This window comes from Actimicrobium sp. CCC2.4 (assembly GCF_034347385.1).
In the GTDB taxonomy this organism is placed as follows: Bacteria; Pseudomonadota; Gammaproteobacteria; order Burkholderiales; family Burkholderiaceae_D; genus Actimicrobium.
Window position 1 is genome coordinate 2426579 of the sequence record NZ_CP133777.1, and the last position, 18541, is coordinate 2445119.

At 61.7% G+C, this 18541-nt stretch carries 15 protein-coding genes; 11 read left to right on the forward strand and 4 right to left on the reverse strand.

The features are described 5' to 3' along the window. Positions 1-37: 37 nt before the first annotated feature. On the reverse strand, positions 38-1891 hold the full coding sequence (locus tag RHM62_RS11290) for a hypothetical protein (RefSeq protein ID WP_322122199.1): 1854 nt from the start codon (positions 1889-1891) through the stop codon (positions 38-40). A gap of 493 nt (positions 1892-2384) precedes the next feature. Between RHM62_RS11290 and RHM62_RS11295 the strand changes: the two genes are divergently transcribed. The 11 genes from RHM62_RS11295 (at position 2385) to RHM62_RS11345 (ending at position 14574) form a co-directional block, all read left to right on the forward strand. Next, on the forward strand, positions 2385-2621 hold the full coding sequence (locus RHM62_RS11295) for a helix-turn-helix transcriptional regulator (protein ID WP_322122200.1): 237 nt from the start codon (positions 2385-2387) through the stop codon (positions 2619-2621). Between the two features lie 2 nt (positions 2622-2623). After that, positions 2624-4102 (forward strand): HipA domain-containing protein, encoded by a 1479-nt coding sequence (locus RHM62_RS11300; protein WP_322122201.1) that lies wholly within the window; start codon positions 2624-2626, stop codon positions 4100-4102. Between the two features lie 220 nt (positions 4103-4322). Continuing rightward, entirely contained in the window at positions 4323-4853 is a 531-nt protein-coding gene (locus RHM62_RS11305) for an REP-associated tyrosine transposase (protein ID WP_322122202.1), read from the forward strand. Between the two features lie 127 nt (positions 4854-4980). Then, positions 4981-6333 carry a GMC family oxidoreductase gene (locus tag RHM62_RS11310; RefSeq protein ID WP_322122203.1) on the forward strand — a complete coding sequence of 451 codons (1353 nt, stop codon included), beginning with the start codon at positions 4981-4983 and terminating at the stop codon, positions 6331-6333. Between the two features lie 116 nt (positions 6334-6449). Next, positions 6450-7139 (forward strand): VIT family protein, encoded by a 690-nt coding sequence (locus RHM62_RS11315; RefSeq protein ID WP_322122204.1) that lies wholly within the window; start codon positions 6450-6452, stop codon positions 7137-7139. A gap of 179 nt (positions 7140-7318) precedes the next feature. Then, positions 7319-8479 carry a Na+/H+ antiporter NhaA gene (gene nhaA, locus RHM62_RS11320; RefSeq protein WP_322122205.1) on the forward strand — a complete coding sequence of 387 codons (1161 nt, stop codon included), beginning with the start codon at positions 7319-7321 and terminating at the stop codon, positions 8477-8479. A gap of 2 nt (positions 8480-8481) precedes the next feature. Continuing rightward, positions 8482-9954 (forward strand): ATP-binding protein, encoded by a 1473-nt coding sequence (locus RHM62_RS11325; RefSeq protein ID WP_322122206.1) that lies wholly within the window; start codon positions 8482-8484, stop codon positions 9952-9954. 6 nt (positions 9955-9960) lie between these two features. Continuing rightward, a complete protein-coding gene (locus tag RHM62_RS11330) occupies positions 9961-10632 on the forward strand; it encodes a response regulator transcription factor (RefSeq protein ID WP_322122207.1) in 672 nt (223 codons plus the stop codon). Positions 10633-10899: 267 nt separating this feature from the next. Beyond that, complete coding sequence (locus tag RHM62_RS11335) at positions 10900-12066, forward strand: sensor histidine kinase (RefSeq protein WP_322122208.1); 1167 nt, start codon at positions 10900-10902, stop codon at positions 12064-12066. Next, positions 12050-12517: a response regulator gene (locus RHM62_RS11340; protein WP_322122209.1), complete on the forward strand. Its 468-nt coding sequence runs from the start codon at positions 12050-12052 to the stop codon at positions 12515-12517. Before RHM62_RS11335 ends, RHM62_RS11340 begins: the two co-directional genes overlap by 17 nt. Then, positions 12514-14574 (forward strand): putative bifunctional diguanylate cyclase/phosphodiesterase, encoded by a 2061-nt coding sequence (locus RHM62_RS11345; protein ID WP_322122210.1) that lies wholly within the window; start codon positions 12514-12516, stop codon positions 14572-14574. Before RHM62_RS11340 ends, RHM62_RS11345 begins: the two co-directional genes overlap by 4 nt. A gap of 323 nt (positions 14575-14897) precedes the next feature. Here the strand turns inward: RHM62_RS11345 and RHM62_RS11350 are convergent, their stop codons facing one another. The 3 genes from RHM62_RS11350 to RHM62_RS11360 all read right to left on the reverse strand — a co-directional run bounded on the left by RHM62_RS11350 (position 14898) and on the right by RHM62_RS11360 (position 18534). Next, entirely contained in the window at positions 14898-15962 is a 1065-nt protein-coding gene (locus RHM62_RS11350; RefSeq protein WP_322122211.1) for an alcohol dehydrogenase family protein, read from the reverse strand. Between the two features lie 185 nt (positions 15963-16147). Then, the gene (locus RHM62_RS11355; protein ID WP_322122212.1) at positions 16148-16903 is read right to left on the reverse strand and encodes a GntR family transcriptional regulator; all 756 of its coding nucleotides are present in this window, start codon (positions 16901-16903) and stop codon (positions 16148-16150) included. A gap of 20 nt (positions 16904-16923) precedes the next feature. Next, positions 16924-18534, reverse strand: a complete 1611-nt coding sequence (locus tag RHM62_RS11360) for a gamma-glutamyltransferase family protein (RefSeq protein ID WP_322122213.1) — start codon at positions 18532-18534, stop codon at positions 16924-16926. Positions 18535-18541 lie beyond the last annotated feature (7 nt).

Consider the following 18541-nt stretch of genomic DNA (forward strand, 5'->3'; position numbering starts at 1 on the left):
GTTGGCAGCGCGTGCCTCGCCGTCGATTTGTGGCACTTCATTTTTCTGGCAAGAACAGCTCATAGTGGATGCCTGTCAGCTTGATGACGAACTCGTGTTTGAATGCAGACATGACCTCGGTGATGCTTTGTTGAGTTAGTTCGTCGCTTTGTGTCAAGGCATTTGCGTGGTCTATGTATTTCACGTCATCTCTGGTAACCCGCAGCAATCCGATAGCGTCTCTCTTTTCGACAACAACGACCGGCACATTAAACGCGCGGTGTAGCGTTACAGGCAAATCGCTAGTGGCAAGATCGTAATGGGTCGACAGCTTAGCAACCTCTTCCATCAGACTGTAACGTTTTTCACCCTGTGCTACCGGCATAGTAATTTTTTCTCTAAAGGCGGCGGCAATATTTAACTGAAGCTCCCTAAGAAAGCTTTCGATCGTCTGGTCGGGATGGCTCGGGACAAAATTCTTAGGCAAGTTCGGCAGGGCATCGGTCAATTTAGAAGAGGGTCCAAGAACGGCATCCGTTTCCAGCGCACTTCTAAGGGAAGCTACGGATAGATTCCTGCTTTTTGGCTTTTCGCCTTTCATGAATGCGGCCGGATCTTGCCGGTATTGAGTGGCAATAGCGCGCAGCACTGGAATGATCTGTGTTTTGGAATGCCCATGCAATGCCGACGGCGTAATTTTGAGTAATCGTTCCTCCAGCTGGTTCGGCGTCAATGCGGCAAACAGGGGTAGCCAGGAACTGCGTAGCCAGCATAAAAGATTGCCCCCGCTGATCTTTTGAATATCACGCGACTTCTTAAGATTTTGGTAGACGTCGTCTACGAGACTCTTCGCTTTAAGCGGTGGAAGCCAGCTCTCCTTGGTTTCTGCGCTTCCCAAAGAAATGCACACGTCTTTCATCTGTTCGCTCACGTCCCGGTTGTAATGACCGCAAAAAGGCAACTGCGCGATTTCGTTCACATCCGCGGCTTTACAGCGCTCCTCGTCTGACATGATCACTTCCCGTGGGATGTTCTTCGTGTTCGGATTGGATGGGTATGGGTCTGCAGGCGGCGTTCTGGGTAACGATAAACTCCTTGGTCGAGAACGACTCTGAACCACTGGATGCAGACTAGCGGCTGTTGCGGTCGTGCCGACATTTGCGGGTTGCCGCATTTTTTGTTCGAGCGCGTCATGCAACGCCTCCAACTGCTTTTCGGAATGGATAAAGCCGGGTCCGCGATCACGACGACCGTCTTTGACGGCAACTTCAATTTCCTCTAACAGGTCAGCAGAATTCAGTCCGCTTCCCATGCGGGCAAGGACTTGCCGGTAGGTGATCAGGGTGGCATTGCGGCCGATACCGCCGGTACTGACGATCATCGGGTCTGGTGCGGCGGTGTCGCACTGCCCAAGTCGGTTCCGGTGCTGATCCAGCAATACATTTGCCCGCTCGATGTCATCGGGCTCAAGCACCCGCTGGTCAAACCTGAGGCCGGCTTGGGTTAAGGGCACCGTTATGTGTTTGTTATCGACCGTATCGAACACAGTCAGTTGATAACAGGAGTGATCTGTGGCGTTGCCGGATATTTTGTCGAGCGCTATCACATCGTAACGGCCTGCCAGCCTCACGTTCCCGGTTGTGCAGTCCTTAATTGCCTTGTCCAACTGATCGATGATCGGAGTGACTTTACTCGGCTTTTCGCGTGATTCGTTCGACACGCGGAGCGCACGCGGGGAGATAAATTGGAATAACCCGCGTCCCGATTCCAGTCCCTGTACGAGAAATTTTTCGTACTCTGCGTGCATTCTGGGGGACCGGCCTGCGATAGCTTGCCGGACATTAGCTGGTGCGTTGGCCGGTGCTGCCGAGCCAACGCGCACGCTGTCAAAAGTAATCGTGTTGGCATGCATCGGTACACTGGCGCTTCCGATCTTGACACGGACAACGGTCGCCGCCGGACAGGGGACTGTGAGTTCGCTCTCGTTGCTAATCAGTCTCGCGTTGACATAGTTGCTGATGCCGCTAATGCAAGTACGCAAGCGCTCCCACAGGTCGCTTACCGGCGAGCGTTGGAGCCGACTGCGTGGAGAAGAGAGAGGTGTTGCACTCGACGGACGGACTGGGCGAAACATGGGATGACTTTCAAAAAGTAGGAGGATCGTTTCAGTCTGGGCAAGTACCCGTTACCGCAACCCGATTGAACAGACAGTGCCATCGCCGGCAAGACCACCTGTCCAGTCACATGAATCCGAACTGCTGTGTGTGTCCATGGAGCAGCAGCAGTTCCAATCGATCCCCTGATACCGGCCCGGCATCCTCATCCCACAGACTTCCTTGTTTTTTAATTAGCGTATATGATAATAAATCTATTTTTCTCATCATAAATTAACGTAAAAGCTAATTATGTTACTCCAGCCCGTACTCGATCAAATCTTCGCTGCTGGTAAAGCCCTGGGCATGTCGCAGGCGGCAATTGCCCGGCGCGCCGGCCTGCATCCGGTCAGCGTGTCGCGCATGGCGGGTAGTGGCAATGCACGTTTCGATAACGTCGCCTTGCTGGCGCAAGCCGTCGGCCTGAAGATCACGCTGGTGGCTGACAACCATGTCGCCGAAGGTCTGCTCAACGGCGACCTTTTTTAAAGATGACGATGGATCGCTATGCCGTCATCTGGACCCGCACGACCGGCCAGCCCGTCAAGCTGGCGGACATGCTGCTCAACGATCAGCAATTGCGCATCACCCGTACCGATGAAGCAATGGCGGCCCGCATTCCCGGCGTGAGCATGCTGCACGACCTGGCAGGGCTACAGCAGATCGTCTATGCGCGCGGTGACACGCAGCGCTTGCCACCGCAATTGCAGGCCCTGATTCCGCCGCGCGATCCACATAATCTACAGCGCTTGATCCTCGGGAAATTGCTGGCGCGCGAGGTGCAGATCGCCGGCATGAAGCCGCTCGACCAGGAATGGCACATGCTGACCTTCGCCGGTCATGGCGGGATCGGCCACCTTGATGTCTTTAAATCTGATGCGCATGCGCTGCAGTATTACGGGCAAGTGGCACGACCGGCCATTGATGCACAGAGCGGCGCGGCAATGTGGTCGGCGTTTCGCCGTCTTGCCCTCGACATCGCCAGCGAACAGGATGAAGACCTGGTCATGGACACGCTAGGGCCAACACCTGCCGTCTCCGGCTTCGTCCCCAAACTGGTGGTGCCGATCCGGCTGGTTGATGGCATGTGGGAAGGCGCGATAGGTGATGCCGCCGCCGGTGCCACGCCGGCAGTGGTCAAGCTGGAAACCTATCCGGGACTGGTGGCGCTCGAAGAGCTGGCGTATGCAATACATCGCAAAGCAGAAATAGCCACGCCGAAGACCTGGGCGGTCACGCTTACCCATGCGCAGGAACCGGTCCGGATGCTGGCTGTCGAGCGCTTTGACCGTATCGGCGATGGTCGCCCCATTCCGGTCGAAAGCCTGTTCAGCCTGCTGCGCACCGGCAATCCGCGTGCCTACGGTTCGACCACCGATGGCAGCATGGAAAAGCTGGGCGAAGTGCTGTCCTTGCCCGGTTTGCTGAGCGACCCCGTCGCCGCGAAGCGCGACCTGTACCGGCGCTTCGTGCTCGCAATCCTCACCGGCAATGGCGACCTGCATACCGAAAACATCGCCCTGCAAGGCGGTGCCGGCAGTGCCGTACTGACGCCGGTATTCGATCCGGCGCCGATGCGCGCTTACCGCCACTTTCGCAAGAACCACAACCGGCTGTCGGCGCTACCTTTCGGTGGCATCGGCGGTGTTTTTCAGCGCGGCGAAGCGGGCTACAACGACTACGTCGACGGTAAATTGACGCCGCCGGATTTAGGAAAGCGACTGGTTGATTTTGGTGTGATGCTCGGTTTGTCGAGACCATCCTGCAAGGACGAGTTGACGCAGTTGCTGGCTTGTACAGCCGATTACGCGGATGAGGTCCGGCAAATTCTTGACGTGATACCGACGGCCGAACGCAAGCCAATGCAGCCGGATAGTGCCGGCTTCCTGCGCACGCTGGGCGACGTGCGACTCGCCGTGGCGGCGTCGTATGGATTGCCGGGGCCGGGGCGAAAGCGTAGGGTGCAATAACCGCAGGGCATTGCACCATGCAGCGCGCGCTGCATGACAAGCGGTGCAATGCCCGCTGGTTATTGCACCCTACCTTGAATGAGCCTGCCGTCGGCAATGCGGTCGTCAAACGAACAACTTTGTCTCTGCAACGCCTGCTTCGGTATCCGTCCGCCACAAGACACGCTGCAAGAATGCGCGGTGCATTGCACCAATTACCAGGCTCTGGCACCTTGCGTCGATGCCTGACTACCGACGCGCCTGGCAACAGGGCGGCACCTATTTTTTTACTGTTGTTCTCCATCAGCGCCGCGGTAGCGATTTGCTGACGCGGCATATCGCGCTGCTGCGCCAGGCCGTCCGTGAAGTCAGACACAGCCATCCTTTCGTGATTCACGCAGGAGTTGTGTTGCCCGAGCACCTGCATTGCATCATTGAACTGCCTGCTGGCGACACCGACTTCGCTGTGCGCTGGCGACTGATCAAGATGAAATTTTCAAAAGGGATTCCTGCCCGCGAATCACGCAATGCGTCGCGCATCAAGCGGGGAGAGCGCGGAATTTGGCAACGCCGTTACTGGGAGCACTTGATTCGTGACGCCGACGACTATGCCGCACACATGGACTATGCCCATCTCAATCCGTTGAAGCACGGACTCGTGACGCGGGTCCGCGACTGGCCGTATTCGACCTTTCACAAGCTGGTGGCGGTCGGCGTGTATCCCGCGAATTGGGCAGGCGGATTTGAAGATGCGATCGCGATACCGGACTAGCCTGCTAACGCAACAATCGTAAGGTGCAATAACCGAAGGGCATTGCACCATGCAGCGACACCATCGCGCGATCCCGGCACCACCAATGCGGTAGCATCGTCCCCTCCAAAGCCCACACCCCGATCCCATGTCCCCATCAACCCCATCCCCCGCCACCGATTCATTCGACGCCATCATCGTCGGCAGCGGTCCCGGCGGCGCGACCGTAGCGCGCGAACTGGCGCGCGGCGGCATGCGCGTGCTGGTGCTGGAGCAGGGCAGTGCCGCGCCGATTCGCGGCACGCTGGGCCAGATGGCGCGCATGGCCGCGGTGCCGGGCAAAGGCGCGTTCGTGCATCGCGATGCGTCGCTGCTGGTGCAGGGAATTACCGCCGGTGGCAGTTCGATGGTCAATTTCGCCACCGCGATGCCGCCACCGCTGGCGATGTTCGCCGGGCACGGGATCGACCTTGCACCGGCCTTGCAGTCACTGCGCGAAGAGCTGCCGATGGCACCGCTACCCGACAATCTGGTCGGCCCGATGGCGACCCGCATCATGGCCGGTGCGCTGTCGCTCGGACTGCCGTGGCACAAGCTCGACAAGATGATCCGGCCGCAAATCTGTCGCAGCGGTTGCTGGCGCTGTGTCTACGGTTGCCCGTTCGGCGCGAAGTGGACCGCGCGCGATTTTCTGGACGAGGCGGTCGGGCAGGGCGCGCTGGTGCGCGATGGTGCGAAGGTGCTGCGGGTGCTGGTGCAGGACGGCCGCGCCACCGGTGTTGAGTTCGTCCGCAATGGCATCACCGCGACAGCGATGGCCCCGCTCGTGGTGCTGGCCGGCGGCGGCATTGGTAGTCCGAAGTTGCTGGAGGCGTCCGGCTTGCAGCGCGGACCGAGCGCTTTTTTCAGTGATCCGGTGGTGGCGGTGATGGGCAGCGTCGATGATCTCGATGGCGGTGCCGAGGTGCCGATGGCAGCCGGCATGCATCTCGACGCCGATGGCATCATCCTGTCCGATCTGACCTTGCCCGCGCCGATGTATCAGGCGTTTGCGACGCAGGTCGGTCGCGTTGACCGGCTGTTCGCGCATCACAAAACGCTGTGCGTGATGGTCAAGATTCGCGATGCGATCGGCGGGCGCGTCGGTGCGCACTGGGTCGACAAGACCTTGCAGCCGGCCGACCGGGCCAAGTTCAAGCAGGGCATCGCGCTGGCGCGCAAGGTGCTCGGTGCCAGCGGTGCCACGCACGTGTTCAAGAGCTGGCATTTTGCCGCGCATCCGGGTGGCAGCGTGCGGATCGGCGAAGGCGTCGATAGCGATCTGCAGACGGCGACGGCGGGATTGTTTGTCTGCGACGCGTCGGTGATCCCCGAGCCGTGGGGCTTGCCGCCTACGCTGACGGTGCTGTGCCTGGGCAAGCGATTGGGCGCGCAGTTGCTCGCGCGACGACCTGAACAAGCCACTCGACGCGGTCCAAAGCGCCCGCCTGGTACTGATTGACGTAGTACAACAGCAGTGCAAGAGGCAGGGGGACTTGCCTACTATGTTTTCTGGTTTTGGCGTGCTCTCGATACAGCCGATCCCGGCATTCCGCGTTACCAATGGAAGGAGTTGTCATGCGCCATCACGAACGTCACCGCAACCAGCACACCGGCTGGCTGCGCGCCGCTGTCCTCGGTGCCAATGACGGCATCGTCTCGACTGCCAGCCTGCTCGTCGGCGTGGCCGCTGCCAATGCCAGCCACGCCAGTATCCTCACCACCGGCGTTGCCGCGCTGGTGGCCGGCGCGATGTCGATGGCGGCCGGCGAATACGTATCGGTGTATTCGCAGGCCGATACCGAAAACGCTGATCTGGAGCGCGAACGTGCCGAACTGCTGGCCGATCCCGAGGCCGAGCGGCGCGAGCTGACCGCGATCTATGTCGGCCGTGGCATCGAACACGGGCTGGCCGAACAGGTGGCCGCTCAGCTGATGCAGCACGACGATCTCGGTGCGCACGCACGCGACGAACTGGGCATGTCCAGCGAGGTCAATGCCCAGCCGGTGCAGGCCGCGCTGTCCTCGGCGGCCAGTTTTGCGGTCGGTGCCGCGCTGCCGCTGGCGGTGCTGCTGCTGGTGCCGGAAACCACGCTGATCTGGTGGATCGCCGGCACCTCGCTGCTTTTTCTGGCGCTGCTGGGTGGCGCTGCTGCCCGTGTCGGGGGTGCCCCGATACTGGCAGGCGCATGGCGCGTGACGTTCTGGGGCGCGCTGGCCATGGCGATTACGGCGGGGGTGGGGTCGCTGTTCGGTACGGCAGTATGAAATAGGTACTTGTTGGTATCGTCTCTGCGGGTGACCCGAAATAGTGATGCCGCAATCAGAGGCATCTTTGGTTTTGTACTGTATAAACGCTGGGAAATCCGGCGTTTGTTGCCGGCGTACTTCACGCCGGTAGCCTTGCACCATTCCTCTTTCCGCTCCGCAAAGGCCCCGTTCCGTACATGAAATCACGTCAGCCCGCTTCTCCGCTTGTCCGCTTTTTCCAATCCGATGCCGCCGGCGGTGTCGTACTGATGGCTGCCGCCGTGGCCGCGATGGTGGTGGCCAATTCACCGCTGCAATCGACCTACGCCTCGACGCTGCAAGCCAAAGTCCTGGGATTGTCGGTCGAGCACTGGGTCAACGATGCATTGATGGCGGTGTTTTTTCTGATGGTCGGGCTGGAGATCAAGCGCGAACTGCTTATCGGCGCCTTGTCGAGCTGGTCACAACGGGCCTTGCCCGGGTTTGCCGCATTGGGCGGCATGGTCGTGCCGGCGCTGATCTATGTCGGCTTCAACTGGAACAGTCCCGACACGATGGCCGGTTGGGCTATCCCCGCGGCGACCGACATCGCCTTTGCGCTAGGCGTACTGGCGCTGCTCGGGCCGCGTGTGCCGGTCTCGCTGAAAATCTTTCTGGCGGCGCTGGCCATTCTTGATGACCTCGGTGCCGTCGTCATCATCACGCTGTTCTATACCTCGGGCCTGTCCCTGACTATGTTGGGCGCGGCACTGGCGGTGCTGGCGGTGCTGTTCGTGATGAACAAGATGGGCGTCAAGCATCTTGCCTTTTATGTGGTCGGCGGCATCGTGCTGTGGTTCTTCGTGTACCGGTCCGGCGTGCACGCCACGCTGGCCGGCGTTGCGCTGGCCTTCTGCATTCCGTTGCGTAATCCGGCCATCAGCGCGCGCAAGTCGCCACTGGTCAAGCTCGAACACGGGCTGCATCCGTGGGTCGCGTTCCTGGTCGTGCCAGTGTTCGGTTTTGCCAATGCCGGTGTGTCGCTGGCCGGCTTTGATCCGCAGCATCTGCTCGATCCGGTCCCGCTGGGCGTTGCGCTGGGCCTGTTCATCGGCAAGCAGATCGGCGTTGTCGGTATGTGCGCACTGGCCATCAAGGCCGGTATCGCGCAACTGCCCAAGAACAGTAACTGGATACAGCTATATGGCGTGGCGCTGCTGTGCGGTATCGGGTTCACGATGAGCCTGTTCATCGGATCGCTGGCGTTTGCGGGTTCGGACCTGCTGATCGATGAAGTCAAGATCGGCGTGCTGATCGGTTCCATCCTCGCCGGCGTGACCGGTGCAATCGTGGTACTGGCCGGTAGCCGGAAAACCTGACCATGCCCGCCGGCCGTCATACCGTGCTGCTGGTCGGTGCCGGAGCCGACCCGCGCGACCTGTTACTACAGCAAGGGTACCGTGTGCTGCTGGCGGCTACCCATGAACAGGCACGCGGGATGGTGGTGCAAGACGCGCCGCGCCTGGTGGTGATCGACCTGGCCGGCATCGGGCCGGATGGCCCGGGCCTGCTGGCCTGGCTCAAAGCCACGCCGGGCAGCGCCGGCGTGCCGGTTATCCTGCTGGCCGCAACGGACCGGCACGACGACCGACTGGCGGGACTTGCCGCCGGTGCCGACGAGGTGCTGGCGCACCCGCTCGATGGCGACGAGCTGTGTCTGCGCGTGCGTAACCTGCTGCGCCTGAGTACCGCGTCGTCGCCGGGCCTGGCCGGCATGGCGCAGCAGGTCGCTATCCTCGATGCAGTACCGGCCAACATCGCGCTGATCGATTTGCAAGGCGTGCTGGTGTCGGTCAACGAGACCTGGCGCCGGCATGCTGCGCAGAACGGCATGGCCGACGAACAGGATGCCGGCGTCGGCCGCAATTACCTGTCAGTCTGCGACGCGCCCACCGGCCCCGGGTCAATCGAAAGCCGGCGCATCGGTGCCGGTATCCGTGCCGTGCTGGACGGCCGCCAGGACCATTTCTCGATCGAGTACGCGTGCGACAAGCCTGCCGGCCGGTGCTGGTATCTGCTCAGTGTGGCTCCGCTGGGCGAGGCCGAACGCGTCGGGGCTATCGTGATGCACCTCGACGTCACCGAACAGCGACGCGCGGCCCGAAAAATCCTCGATCTCAATGCCACGTTGGAAAAACTCTCGATCCAGTTGATCCAGGCGCAGGAACAGGAGCGCATCAGCCTGGCGCGCGAACTGCATGATGAACTCGGCCAGCGACTGGCCCTGCTCAAGCTCAACCTGCATCAACTCAATCGCTTGCTGGTCATGCCGCAGGCGCGCACGCTGTGGACCAGCATTGATGCCGACGTAGGCACGCTGATCACCCAGATCCGCGTGATCTCGGTCTCGCTACGGCCGCCGGTGCTGGATTATCTGGGTCTCGAAGCGGCAATCGGCCAGCTACTCGAGCGCCAGTTCGCCAGCAGCACGACCAGCTGCGGGTTTGATTACGCCGGCGTGCCGGCAGCCCTCGCGCCATCGGTCGAAATCGCCTTGTATCGCATCGTTCAGGAATGCATTACCAACGTGGTCCGGCATGCCGACGCCAGCCGCGTCGTGGTCGAAGTCAACGGCGGCGAATCGGGCCACGAACTGGAACTGATCATCCGCGACAACGGCAAGGGCTTTGATCCTGCCACACTGGCAGGCAGCATACTGCCCGACGGCAGTCGTAGCGGACTGCCTGGCATGAAAGAGCGCATGGCGCTGCTGGGCGGCAGTCTTGTAATCACGACGGCGCCGGGGCAGGGCACCCGCATCGTCGCTTCGCTGGCGCTGGCCAAACATGAGTGAGCACCTATGAACAACCTGGGCAACTGTACCAAGGCCACCATCCTGCTGGTCGACGATCATGCGCTGGTGCGAGCCGGCATCCGCAGCCTGATCGATCAGCTCAATGATTTTGTCGTCATTGCAGAAGCCTCCGATCCGGTCGAGGCGCTGGCCTGGGTTGCGCAGCGCGTGCCGGATATCGTCGTTACCGATATCACGATGGGCAGCCACAGCGGCCTCGATCTGGTGCGCCGCTTGCGCGAGCAGCATCCGCAGATGGCCATCGTCATTCTCAGCATGCATGCGTCCGAAGAGCTGGTGACCGAAGCGCTCAGGCTGGGGGCATCAGCTTATCTGCTCAAGGAAGCCGCGCCGGCCGAGCTGGAGATTGCGCTGCAGGCGATCCGGCGCAACGAGACGTACCTGAGCCCGGCGGTATCGACCAAAATGATCGAGCGCTTCCTCCGCGCGCCGGTAGTCGCGGTCAATCCGCTGGATGCGCTGACCACCCGGCAATTGCAGGTACTGACGATGATCGCCGGTCGCAAGGGCACCAAGGAAATCGCCTTCGAACTTGACCTGAGCGAAAAAACCGTCGCGGCGCACCGGGCGCAAATCATGGAGCGGCTGGGGGTGCGGGATATCGTCGGGCTGGTGTTGCTGGCGGTGCGGCATGGGTTGGTGAGTGCCGGGGAGTGATGGGGTTTGACGGGATGCGGCGGTGCGCCCGGTGCAATAACATTGCACCAAGCGCACCGGCAAACCCCCGACAGCGCGCTACACCACAAGGAATTTCCTCGTTGCTGCTAGGCAAAACACGTGCTTTGCCGGTGACCGGTCACTTGATAATTTGCACTTGATGGCGCTCGCCGTCCCTTTACCGCTCGCCGGAGACTGATAGTCGCGCCGACCTGTCATATTCTGCCGTTCCTGCTTGGACCGGATGCTGCCGCTTTCTAGGACTCCATGAACAACCCGATCACCCGGTTTTTTTCGACCGATAATTTCATGCCGCACGGTCATTGCTACTTGTGGGAGCCGGTGCTGCTGTGGCTGCATGTGGTGTCCGACTCGCTCATCGCGATCGCCTATTTCTCGATTCCGGTGACCTTGCTGTTCTTCGTGCGTAAGCGCAAGGACTTGCAGTTTCACTGGATGTTCATCTGCTTTGCGATCTTCATTCTGGCTTGCGGTGCCAGCCACGTGATGGAAGTCTGGACCGTCTGGACCCCGGCGTACTGGCTCTCCGGCGGCATCAAGGCCATCACGGCGCTGGTGTCGATTCCGACCGCCTTCCTGCTGGTCAAGCTGATCCCGCTGGCGCTGGCCTTGCCCAGTCCTGCCGCACTGGCCGCCAGCAACGAACAGCTGCGCCAGGAAATCGCCGACCGCACCCGCATCGAAGCCGCCTTGAGCAAAAAGAACCTGGAGCTGGCCTCGCTCAATGAAGAACTCCGGGCCTTCAGTTACTCGGTCTCGCATGACTTGCGCACGCCGCTGCGCAGTCTCGATGGTTTTTCGCTGGCGCTGCTGGAGGATTACAGCGACAAGCTCGATGCCGACGGACAGGATGCACTGCGTCGTATCCGCATGGCCAGCCAGCGTATGGGACGGCTGATCGATGACATGCTGCGGCTGTCGCAGGTGACCCGCAGCGAAATCCGTCCCGAGCCGATTGACCTCAGCGCGCTGTGCAACGGCATCGTCGCTACGCTCTCTGAAGCACAGCCGCAGCGCAGCGTGCAGTGGCAGGTCGATCCCGGCATGCAGCTGCAAGCTGACAAAGGACTGATCGGCATCGTGATGCAAAACCTGATCGAGAATGCCTGGAAATTTACCGGACGCACCGACCAGCCGGCCATTCACATCGGCGCCAGGAACATCGACGGCAACCAGGTGTTCTTTGTCGCCGACAACGGCGCCGGATTCGACATGCTGCATGCCGAAAAACTGTTCGGCACCTTCGAACGGCTGCATGCGGTCAGCGACTTCACGGGCACCGGTATCGGCCTGGCACTGGTCAAACGCATCATCCGCCGCCACGAAGGCGAGATCTGGGCCGAAGCCCGGGTCGGTCTTGGCGCGACATTCTATTTCTGCATGAAAGAAGACCGCGATGTCCTATCTGCCTGATCCCATCCTGCTGGTCGAAGACAATCCCGACGATGCCGCGCTGACGCAGCGCGCGTTCAAGCGCAACGACGTCATCAACCCGATTGTCGTGGCGCGCGACGGTATCGAAGCGCTGGATTTCTTGTTTGCGCGGGACGCGTTTGCCGACCGTGCCGGCCAGCCATTGCCCCGGCTGATCCTGCTTGACCTGAAATTGCCGCGTCTCGATGGTATCGGCGTATTGCGTGAAATCCGTGCCGATCCGCGCACGCGACTGGTGCCGGTGATTATGCTGACCTCGTCGCTGCTCGAGCAAGACCTGGAGGCCTGCTATGCGCTGGGTGCCAACAGTTATCTGGTCAAGCCGATCGACTACAGCGAATTCGTCGAGATGACACGCATCATCGCGACCTATTGGCTTGCGTTGAACCGGCCGCCACCGGTGAGCACCGCGGAGCACAACCCGACATGATGACTGCACTGCGGGTACTGCTGATCGAAGATTGCGAAGACGATGCCCTGCTCATCCTGCGTGCGTTGCGGCGGGCCGGCATGGAACTGGACTCGCTGCGCGTGCAGGACGCCACCGGCCTGGCGGCGGCGCTGGACCAATCGTGGGATGTCATCATTTCGGACTTCTCGCTGCCCGGTTTTTCGGGCATGAAAGCGCTGGCGATGTGCCGCGCCTGCGATCCCCGGGTGCCGTTCATCCTGCTATCGGGCACCGTCGGTGAAGAAATTGCGGTTGCGGCCATGAAAGCCGGCGCCAATGACTATGTGATGAAAGACAACATGGCGCGGCTGGCACCGGCCCTGCTGCGCGAATTGCAGGACGCGGCCACCCGCGCCGAATTGCGCCACACCGAACTCAAGCTGATCGAAAGCGAGCGCCGCTTTCATGCCTTCATGGATGCCAGTCCGATCATCGCGTCGATCCGTGATGACAGCGGACGCACCGTGTACGGCAACCGCGTCTGGAACGATACGGTGGGCCACGCTGCCGCTATCCCGGCCGCGCGCACGGCCAGCGATCAGGTCGTGCGCGCCAGTGGATTCGCCGCCGAAAGCGTCGAAGAAATCACGCTACCCGGCAGCGCGCCGACCTACTGGAAAAATATCCGCTTTCCGTTTATCGGTGCCTCCGGCCAGCCCTTGATCGGCGAACTGTCGACCGACATCACGACGCTCAAGCAATCGGAAGACACCATCCGCAAGCTGGCTTATCTGGATGCGCTGACCGGCCTGCCGAACCGGCGCCTGATGATGGACCGGCTGACCCACGCGATGGCCGGTTGTGCGCGACGCGGGATTTACGGTGCGCTGCTGCTGCTGAACCTGGACGATTTCAAGCTGCTCAATGATGCCCACGGTCACGCCGTCGGTGACCTGGTACTGCAGCAGGCCGGCCGGCGCATCAGCGGGTGCGTGCGCGAACAGGATACGGTGGCGCGCATCGGCGGGGATGAATTTGTCATCATCCTCGAAGGGCTGGGCAAGGAGGCCGCCGGGGTGGCAGTTGGCGTCGATGCGATCGGGCGCGAGATCCTGGCCGCGATTGCGCGGCCTTACGACGCCGGTGCGGCGTCTTCCAAACCGGCCCCCGAGCTGACCGGCAGCATCGGCATTGCCTTCTTTTCGGACCAGCAGCACAGCCCTGACGAACTACTCAGGCGGGCCGATATGGCACTGGGCAATGTGAAAGCGGCAGAGCGCAATCACCAGCTATTTTTTGATCCGGCGATGCAGGCCAGGATCACGCTACGCAACACGCTGAAAGCCGACCTGCGCGAGGGCCTGAAAAAAAACTGGTTCGAGCTGCACTACCAGCCGCAGGTCGACAGTGACGGCACGCTGACCGGCGTCGAGGCGCTGCTGCGGCTGGCGCATCCGGTGAAGGGCATGATGATGCCGGACACCTTCATCCCGCTGGCCGAAGAAACCGGCCTGATCATCGATCTGGGTTACTGGGCGTTGGAGACGGCCTGCCTGCAATTGCAGTTGTGGGCGACCGGGCCTGCCACCCGGCACCTGACGCTATCGGTGAACCTGAGCGCGCGCCAATTCGGCGACGCCGCCTTCGTGCCGCGCCTGCTGGCAATAGTGGCATCGCGCGGGATTGATCCGTCGCGCTTGCTGCTGGAGCTGACCGAGAGCCTGCTGCTAGACGAGCTCGAACTGACCATCGAAAAAATGACCACGCTGCGGCAGGCCGGCTTGCGTTTTTCACTGGACGATTTCGGGACCGGCTATTCGTCGCTGGCCTACCTCAAGCGGCTACCGCTGCACGAGGTCAAGATCGACCGCTCGTTCGTGCGCGATCTGATGGGCGACGTCAACGATGCCGTCATCGTGCGCGCGATTCTGGCGATGGGAAGCAGCTTTGGCTTATCGGTCATCGCCGAAGGTGTCGAGACGATTGCGCAGCGCGATTTTCTGATCGCCTCCGGCTGCGGGCGGTTTCAGGGCTATCTGTTCGGGCGGCCGGTGCCGGTGGGGATGCTAGCGTTGGGGAGCGCGGTGGCACACTGAGCTTGCGGTTGATGACGCGGGCTGGCGCGCCGTCGGCAAGCGCCCTTCGACAGGCTCAGGGTGAACGGGTTTTTTGGCGCGCGGCGAGAAGGCACGGGCTGTGCGCGTCGGTCTGCGCCCCCCATCACCCGTTCGTCCTGAGCCTGTCGAAGGAAGCCTGTCGAAGGCGCGCAAGCCGATGCGCAATAGGCATGCACCCTTCGACAAACTCAGGGTGAACGGTTGCCGGGATATCAGAGCAAATTGCCGTAGACGTAATCGGGCAGCGAACTGCTTTTCGGCGGCGGGCCGACATTGGCCGGATTGTTGATCATGGCGTTGTCTTATGGCGGAATCAGCACGAACTTTCCGACATGGTTTTTTTCGAGGAATTCGCGCTGTGCCTGCACGATGTGGTCCAGCGGAAAACATTTGGCCACCAGCGGACGCAGTTCTCCCCGCTCGATGTAGCCAATCAGGTTGGGGAATACCGGTTCTTCCCAGGCCGTGCAGCCAAATAGTGTCAGTCCTTTCAGATAAAAAGTACGCATGTCCATTTCCACCAGCGGCCCGCCGATGGCACCGGACGAGGCATAGCGCCCACCGCGTTTGAGCACCTTGAGCAGATCACCAAAGGCGGGTCCGGCGACGTTATCGACGACGACATCGACGCTGTCCTCACCGAGACTTGCCAGCAGATCGTCGTGCCGGTCGATCACGTGATCTGCGCCTATCAAGCGCACTTGCGCCATCTTGGTTTTTCCGGCGATGGCGGTAATCCGCGCACCACGTCGCTTGGCCAGTTGCACTGCCGCCGAACCGACCCCGCCTGACGCTCCGGTAATCAGCACATGCTCGCCCGCGCGCACAGCGGCCCGATGCAGCATGTTTTCGGCAGTGCCGTAGGCACACGGCATCGAGCCGAGTTCGGCGTCGCTCCAGTCGGACTGCACGGCAAACACCTCGGATGCGGGTACTTTGACGAACTGCGCGAAGGCACCATCGAAATCAGAGCCCATCCAGACGTTGTTCATCGAAGCGAAACCGTCCGGCCGCATGCAGGACCGCACCAGTATGCGCGAGCCGATCAGGCAAGCGTCGCCTTCCGGGGCCACCGCGACAACCCGGCCACAGCAATCCGTTCCCTGAATGAGCGGAAACGGTGTGGCGGCATTCCAGCCGCCATCGGTCTTGTGTTCGGCCGAGGCTTGCTGTGCCGTGGCGCTGCCAGCAGTGTCGGTCGTCACGGATGCGGAATACCAGCCGAGGCGTGTGTTGATCTCGGTATTGTTGATGCCGGCGGCCAGCACCTGTACCAGCACTTCACCGGGATTGAGCGTCGGGACCGCAACGTCGCCGTAATGCAGCTGTTCGTAACCGCCATTGCCGATGGTGACGACGGCTTTCATGCCCGTTGCGGCACTGGCGAATGGCGGCCGGGCCAAAGGTTGGGAATGTTCGTTAGCGTGTTTCATTGGTTACCTGGGTACATTTTCGGCGCGGGTAGTGCGTTGCGACAGTCTACTGCAGGGTAGGGCGCAATCCCGGCAGGATATTGGATCGACAGCGAGACAAACATGTCTGGCGCCGATGCCTACGACAAGCGCTGCATCTTCACCGGCAAATAAGCCAACCTCTCCGCACTCGCTCCAACCCGCACAGTATGCAAATGATGCAGCGTCAGTTGCCTGACACTGACATGGCTGTCTTCGATGTGCGCGGTCATCAGGCGCAACGCAGAAGCGCCGTCACGCGCCGCAATGCCGGCGAGGATCGCTGCGTGTTCGTCGTAGGTCAGCTGCACGCAGTCGCCATACAAAAAATCCAGCCGGCGCACGATCCGCACGCGATCGGTCAGCCGATCAAAGGTGGTCGCCATTTCGAGGTTGCCGGTGGCCCGCACCAGCGTCTGGTGGAACGCTTCATCGAGAGCGGCGACCTGCAGGCCGTCGACCAGTCGCTGCTCGACCGGACAACACCAGGCGGTGTGCAAGCCATCAATGAGCGACTGATCGATGCCGGCTCCGTCCTGGCAAAGTCGCGTAACGGCGAACAGTTCGATGACCCGGCGCATCTCGTACAGGTCTTCGTAGCGCTTGAAATCAACCGGCACCACTTCCCAGCCGCCGCGCACATAGCCCTGCATCAGGCCGTCGCGCTGCAAGCGCTGCAGCGCTTCACGCACCGGCGTGCGCGAGACATCGAAGTACGCCGCAATATCGCTTTCGGTGACCTGGTCGCCGGGCAGCAGTCGCAACGCAAAAATGTCATCCCGCAAATTGCCGTAGACGTAGTCGGGCAGCGAACTGTTTTTCGGCGGCGGGCCGACATTGGCCGGATTCTTGATCATGGCGTTGTCCTGTGGCGGGGTTACCAGGCAGCGATGCTGCCGTCGGAGCGCGGTTCGGTGCCGCCGCACAGCACACCGTGCGCGTCGCGCCAGATGATCTGGCCGCGTCCGAAGCCAAGCTGGTTGCCCGACCACGCGACCTCATGCCCGAGCCCGGCCAGCGATCGGAACAGATGTTCCGGCGCAGTGTGCTCCAGATTGACCTTGTTCCCCTGCAGCCATTCCCAGCGCGGCGCGTCGAGTGCGGCTTGCGGGTTGAGCGCGAAGTCGACCGTGTTCATCACCATCTGCACATGGCCCTGCGGTTGCATGAATCCCCCCATTACGCCGAACGGTCCGATCGCTGCACCGTCTTTCGTCATGAAGCCGGGGATGATGGTGTGATACGGCCGCTTACCCGGCGCAAGGCAGTTCGGATGGTCTGCATCGAGCGTGAAATTGTTGCCGCGGTTGTGCAGCGCGATGCCGGTGCCCGGCACCACCAGCCCCGAACCGAAGCCCATGTAATTGCTCTGGATGAGCGACACCATGTTGCCTTCGCTATCGGCGGTGCTCAGATACACGGTGCCGCCGCGCGGCGGTTCGCCGGCTAGCGGCAAGGTCGCGCGCGCCCCGATGAGCCGACGGCGCTCGTCGGCATACGCGTCCGACAGCAGGTCGCTGACCGATACGCGCATCGCGCTGGCTTCGGCGATGTGCGCATGGCCATCGGCGAAGGCCAGCTTGATCGCTTCGATCTGGCGGTGATGGGTCAGGGCGCTGTCGCGCTCGCTGAAATCGAATCCCTTGAGGATGTTGAGCGCCATCAGGGCGACCAGTCCGTGGCCGTTCGGCGGGATTTCCCAGACGTCGTAGCCACGGTAATTGACGCTGATTGGATCGACCCATTGCGGCTGGTACGCCGCCAGGTCGGCCACATCCAGATAGCCACCGGCACCCTGCACGCAGGCGGCGATTTTTTCGGCCAGCGCACCGCGATAAAAGCTCGCGGCATGGTCCGAGGCGATCGATTGCAGTGTCTGTGCATGGCCTGCCGGGCGCCAGATTTCACCGGCGCGCGGTGCCCGTCCTTCCGCGCCGAAAGTGTCGAACCACGGCTGGAAATGCTCCGCCTTGAGTTCGTTGAGGAAGGTTTTGTGCGCCGCCTGCCACGCATAAGCCACCATCGGCGAAACCGGAAAACCCTCTTGCGCCAGCGTGATCGCGCCGGCCATCGACTGGCTCAGCGGCAGCTTGCCGAAGCGCTCGGCCATGCTGGCCCACGCGCCCGGCGTCCCCGGCACGGTGACCGGCAGCGCGCCGTATTTGGGCATGCTGGTATGGCCGGCTTCTTTCAGCGCGGCCAATGAAATGCGCTGCGGTGCGGCTCCGCTGGCATTGAGTCCGTGCAGTTTGCCGCCATGCCAGATCAGCGCGAACGCATCACCGCCTATGCCATTGGCGGTCGGCTCGACCACCGACAGCGCGGCCGCTGCCGCGATCGCCGCATCGATCGCATTGCCGCCGGCCTGCAGCACTTGCAGGCCGGCTTGCGCCGCCAGCGGCTGCGCTGTCGCGACCATGCCGCGCCGGGCGTACACGACGCTGCGACGCGAGGCATAGGGATAGTGATTGCTGTCGAGGTTCATCATCGGGTGT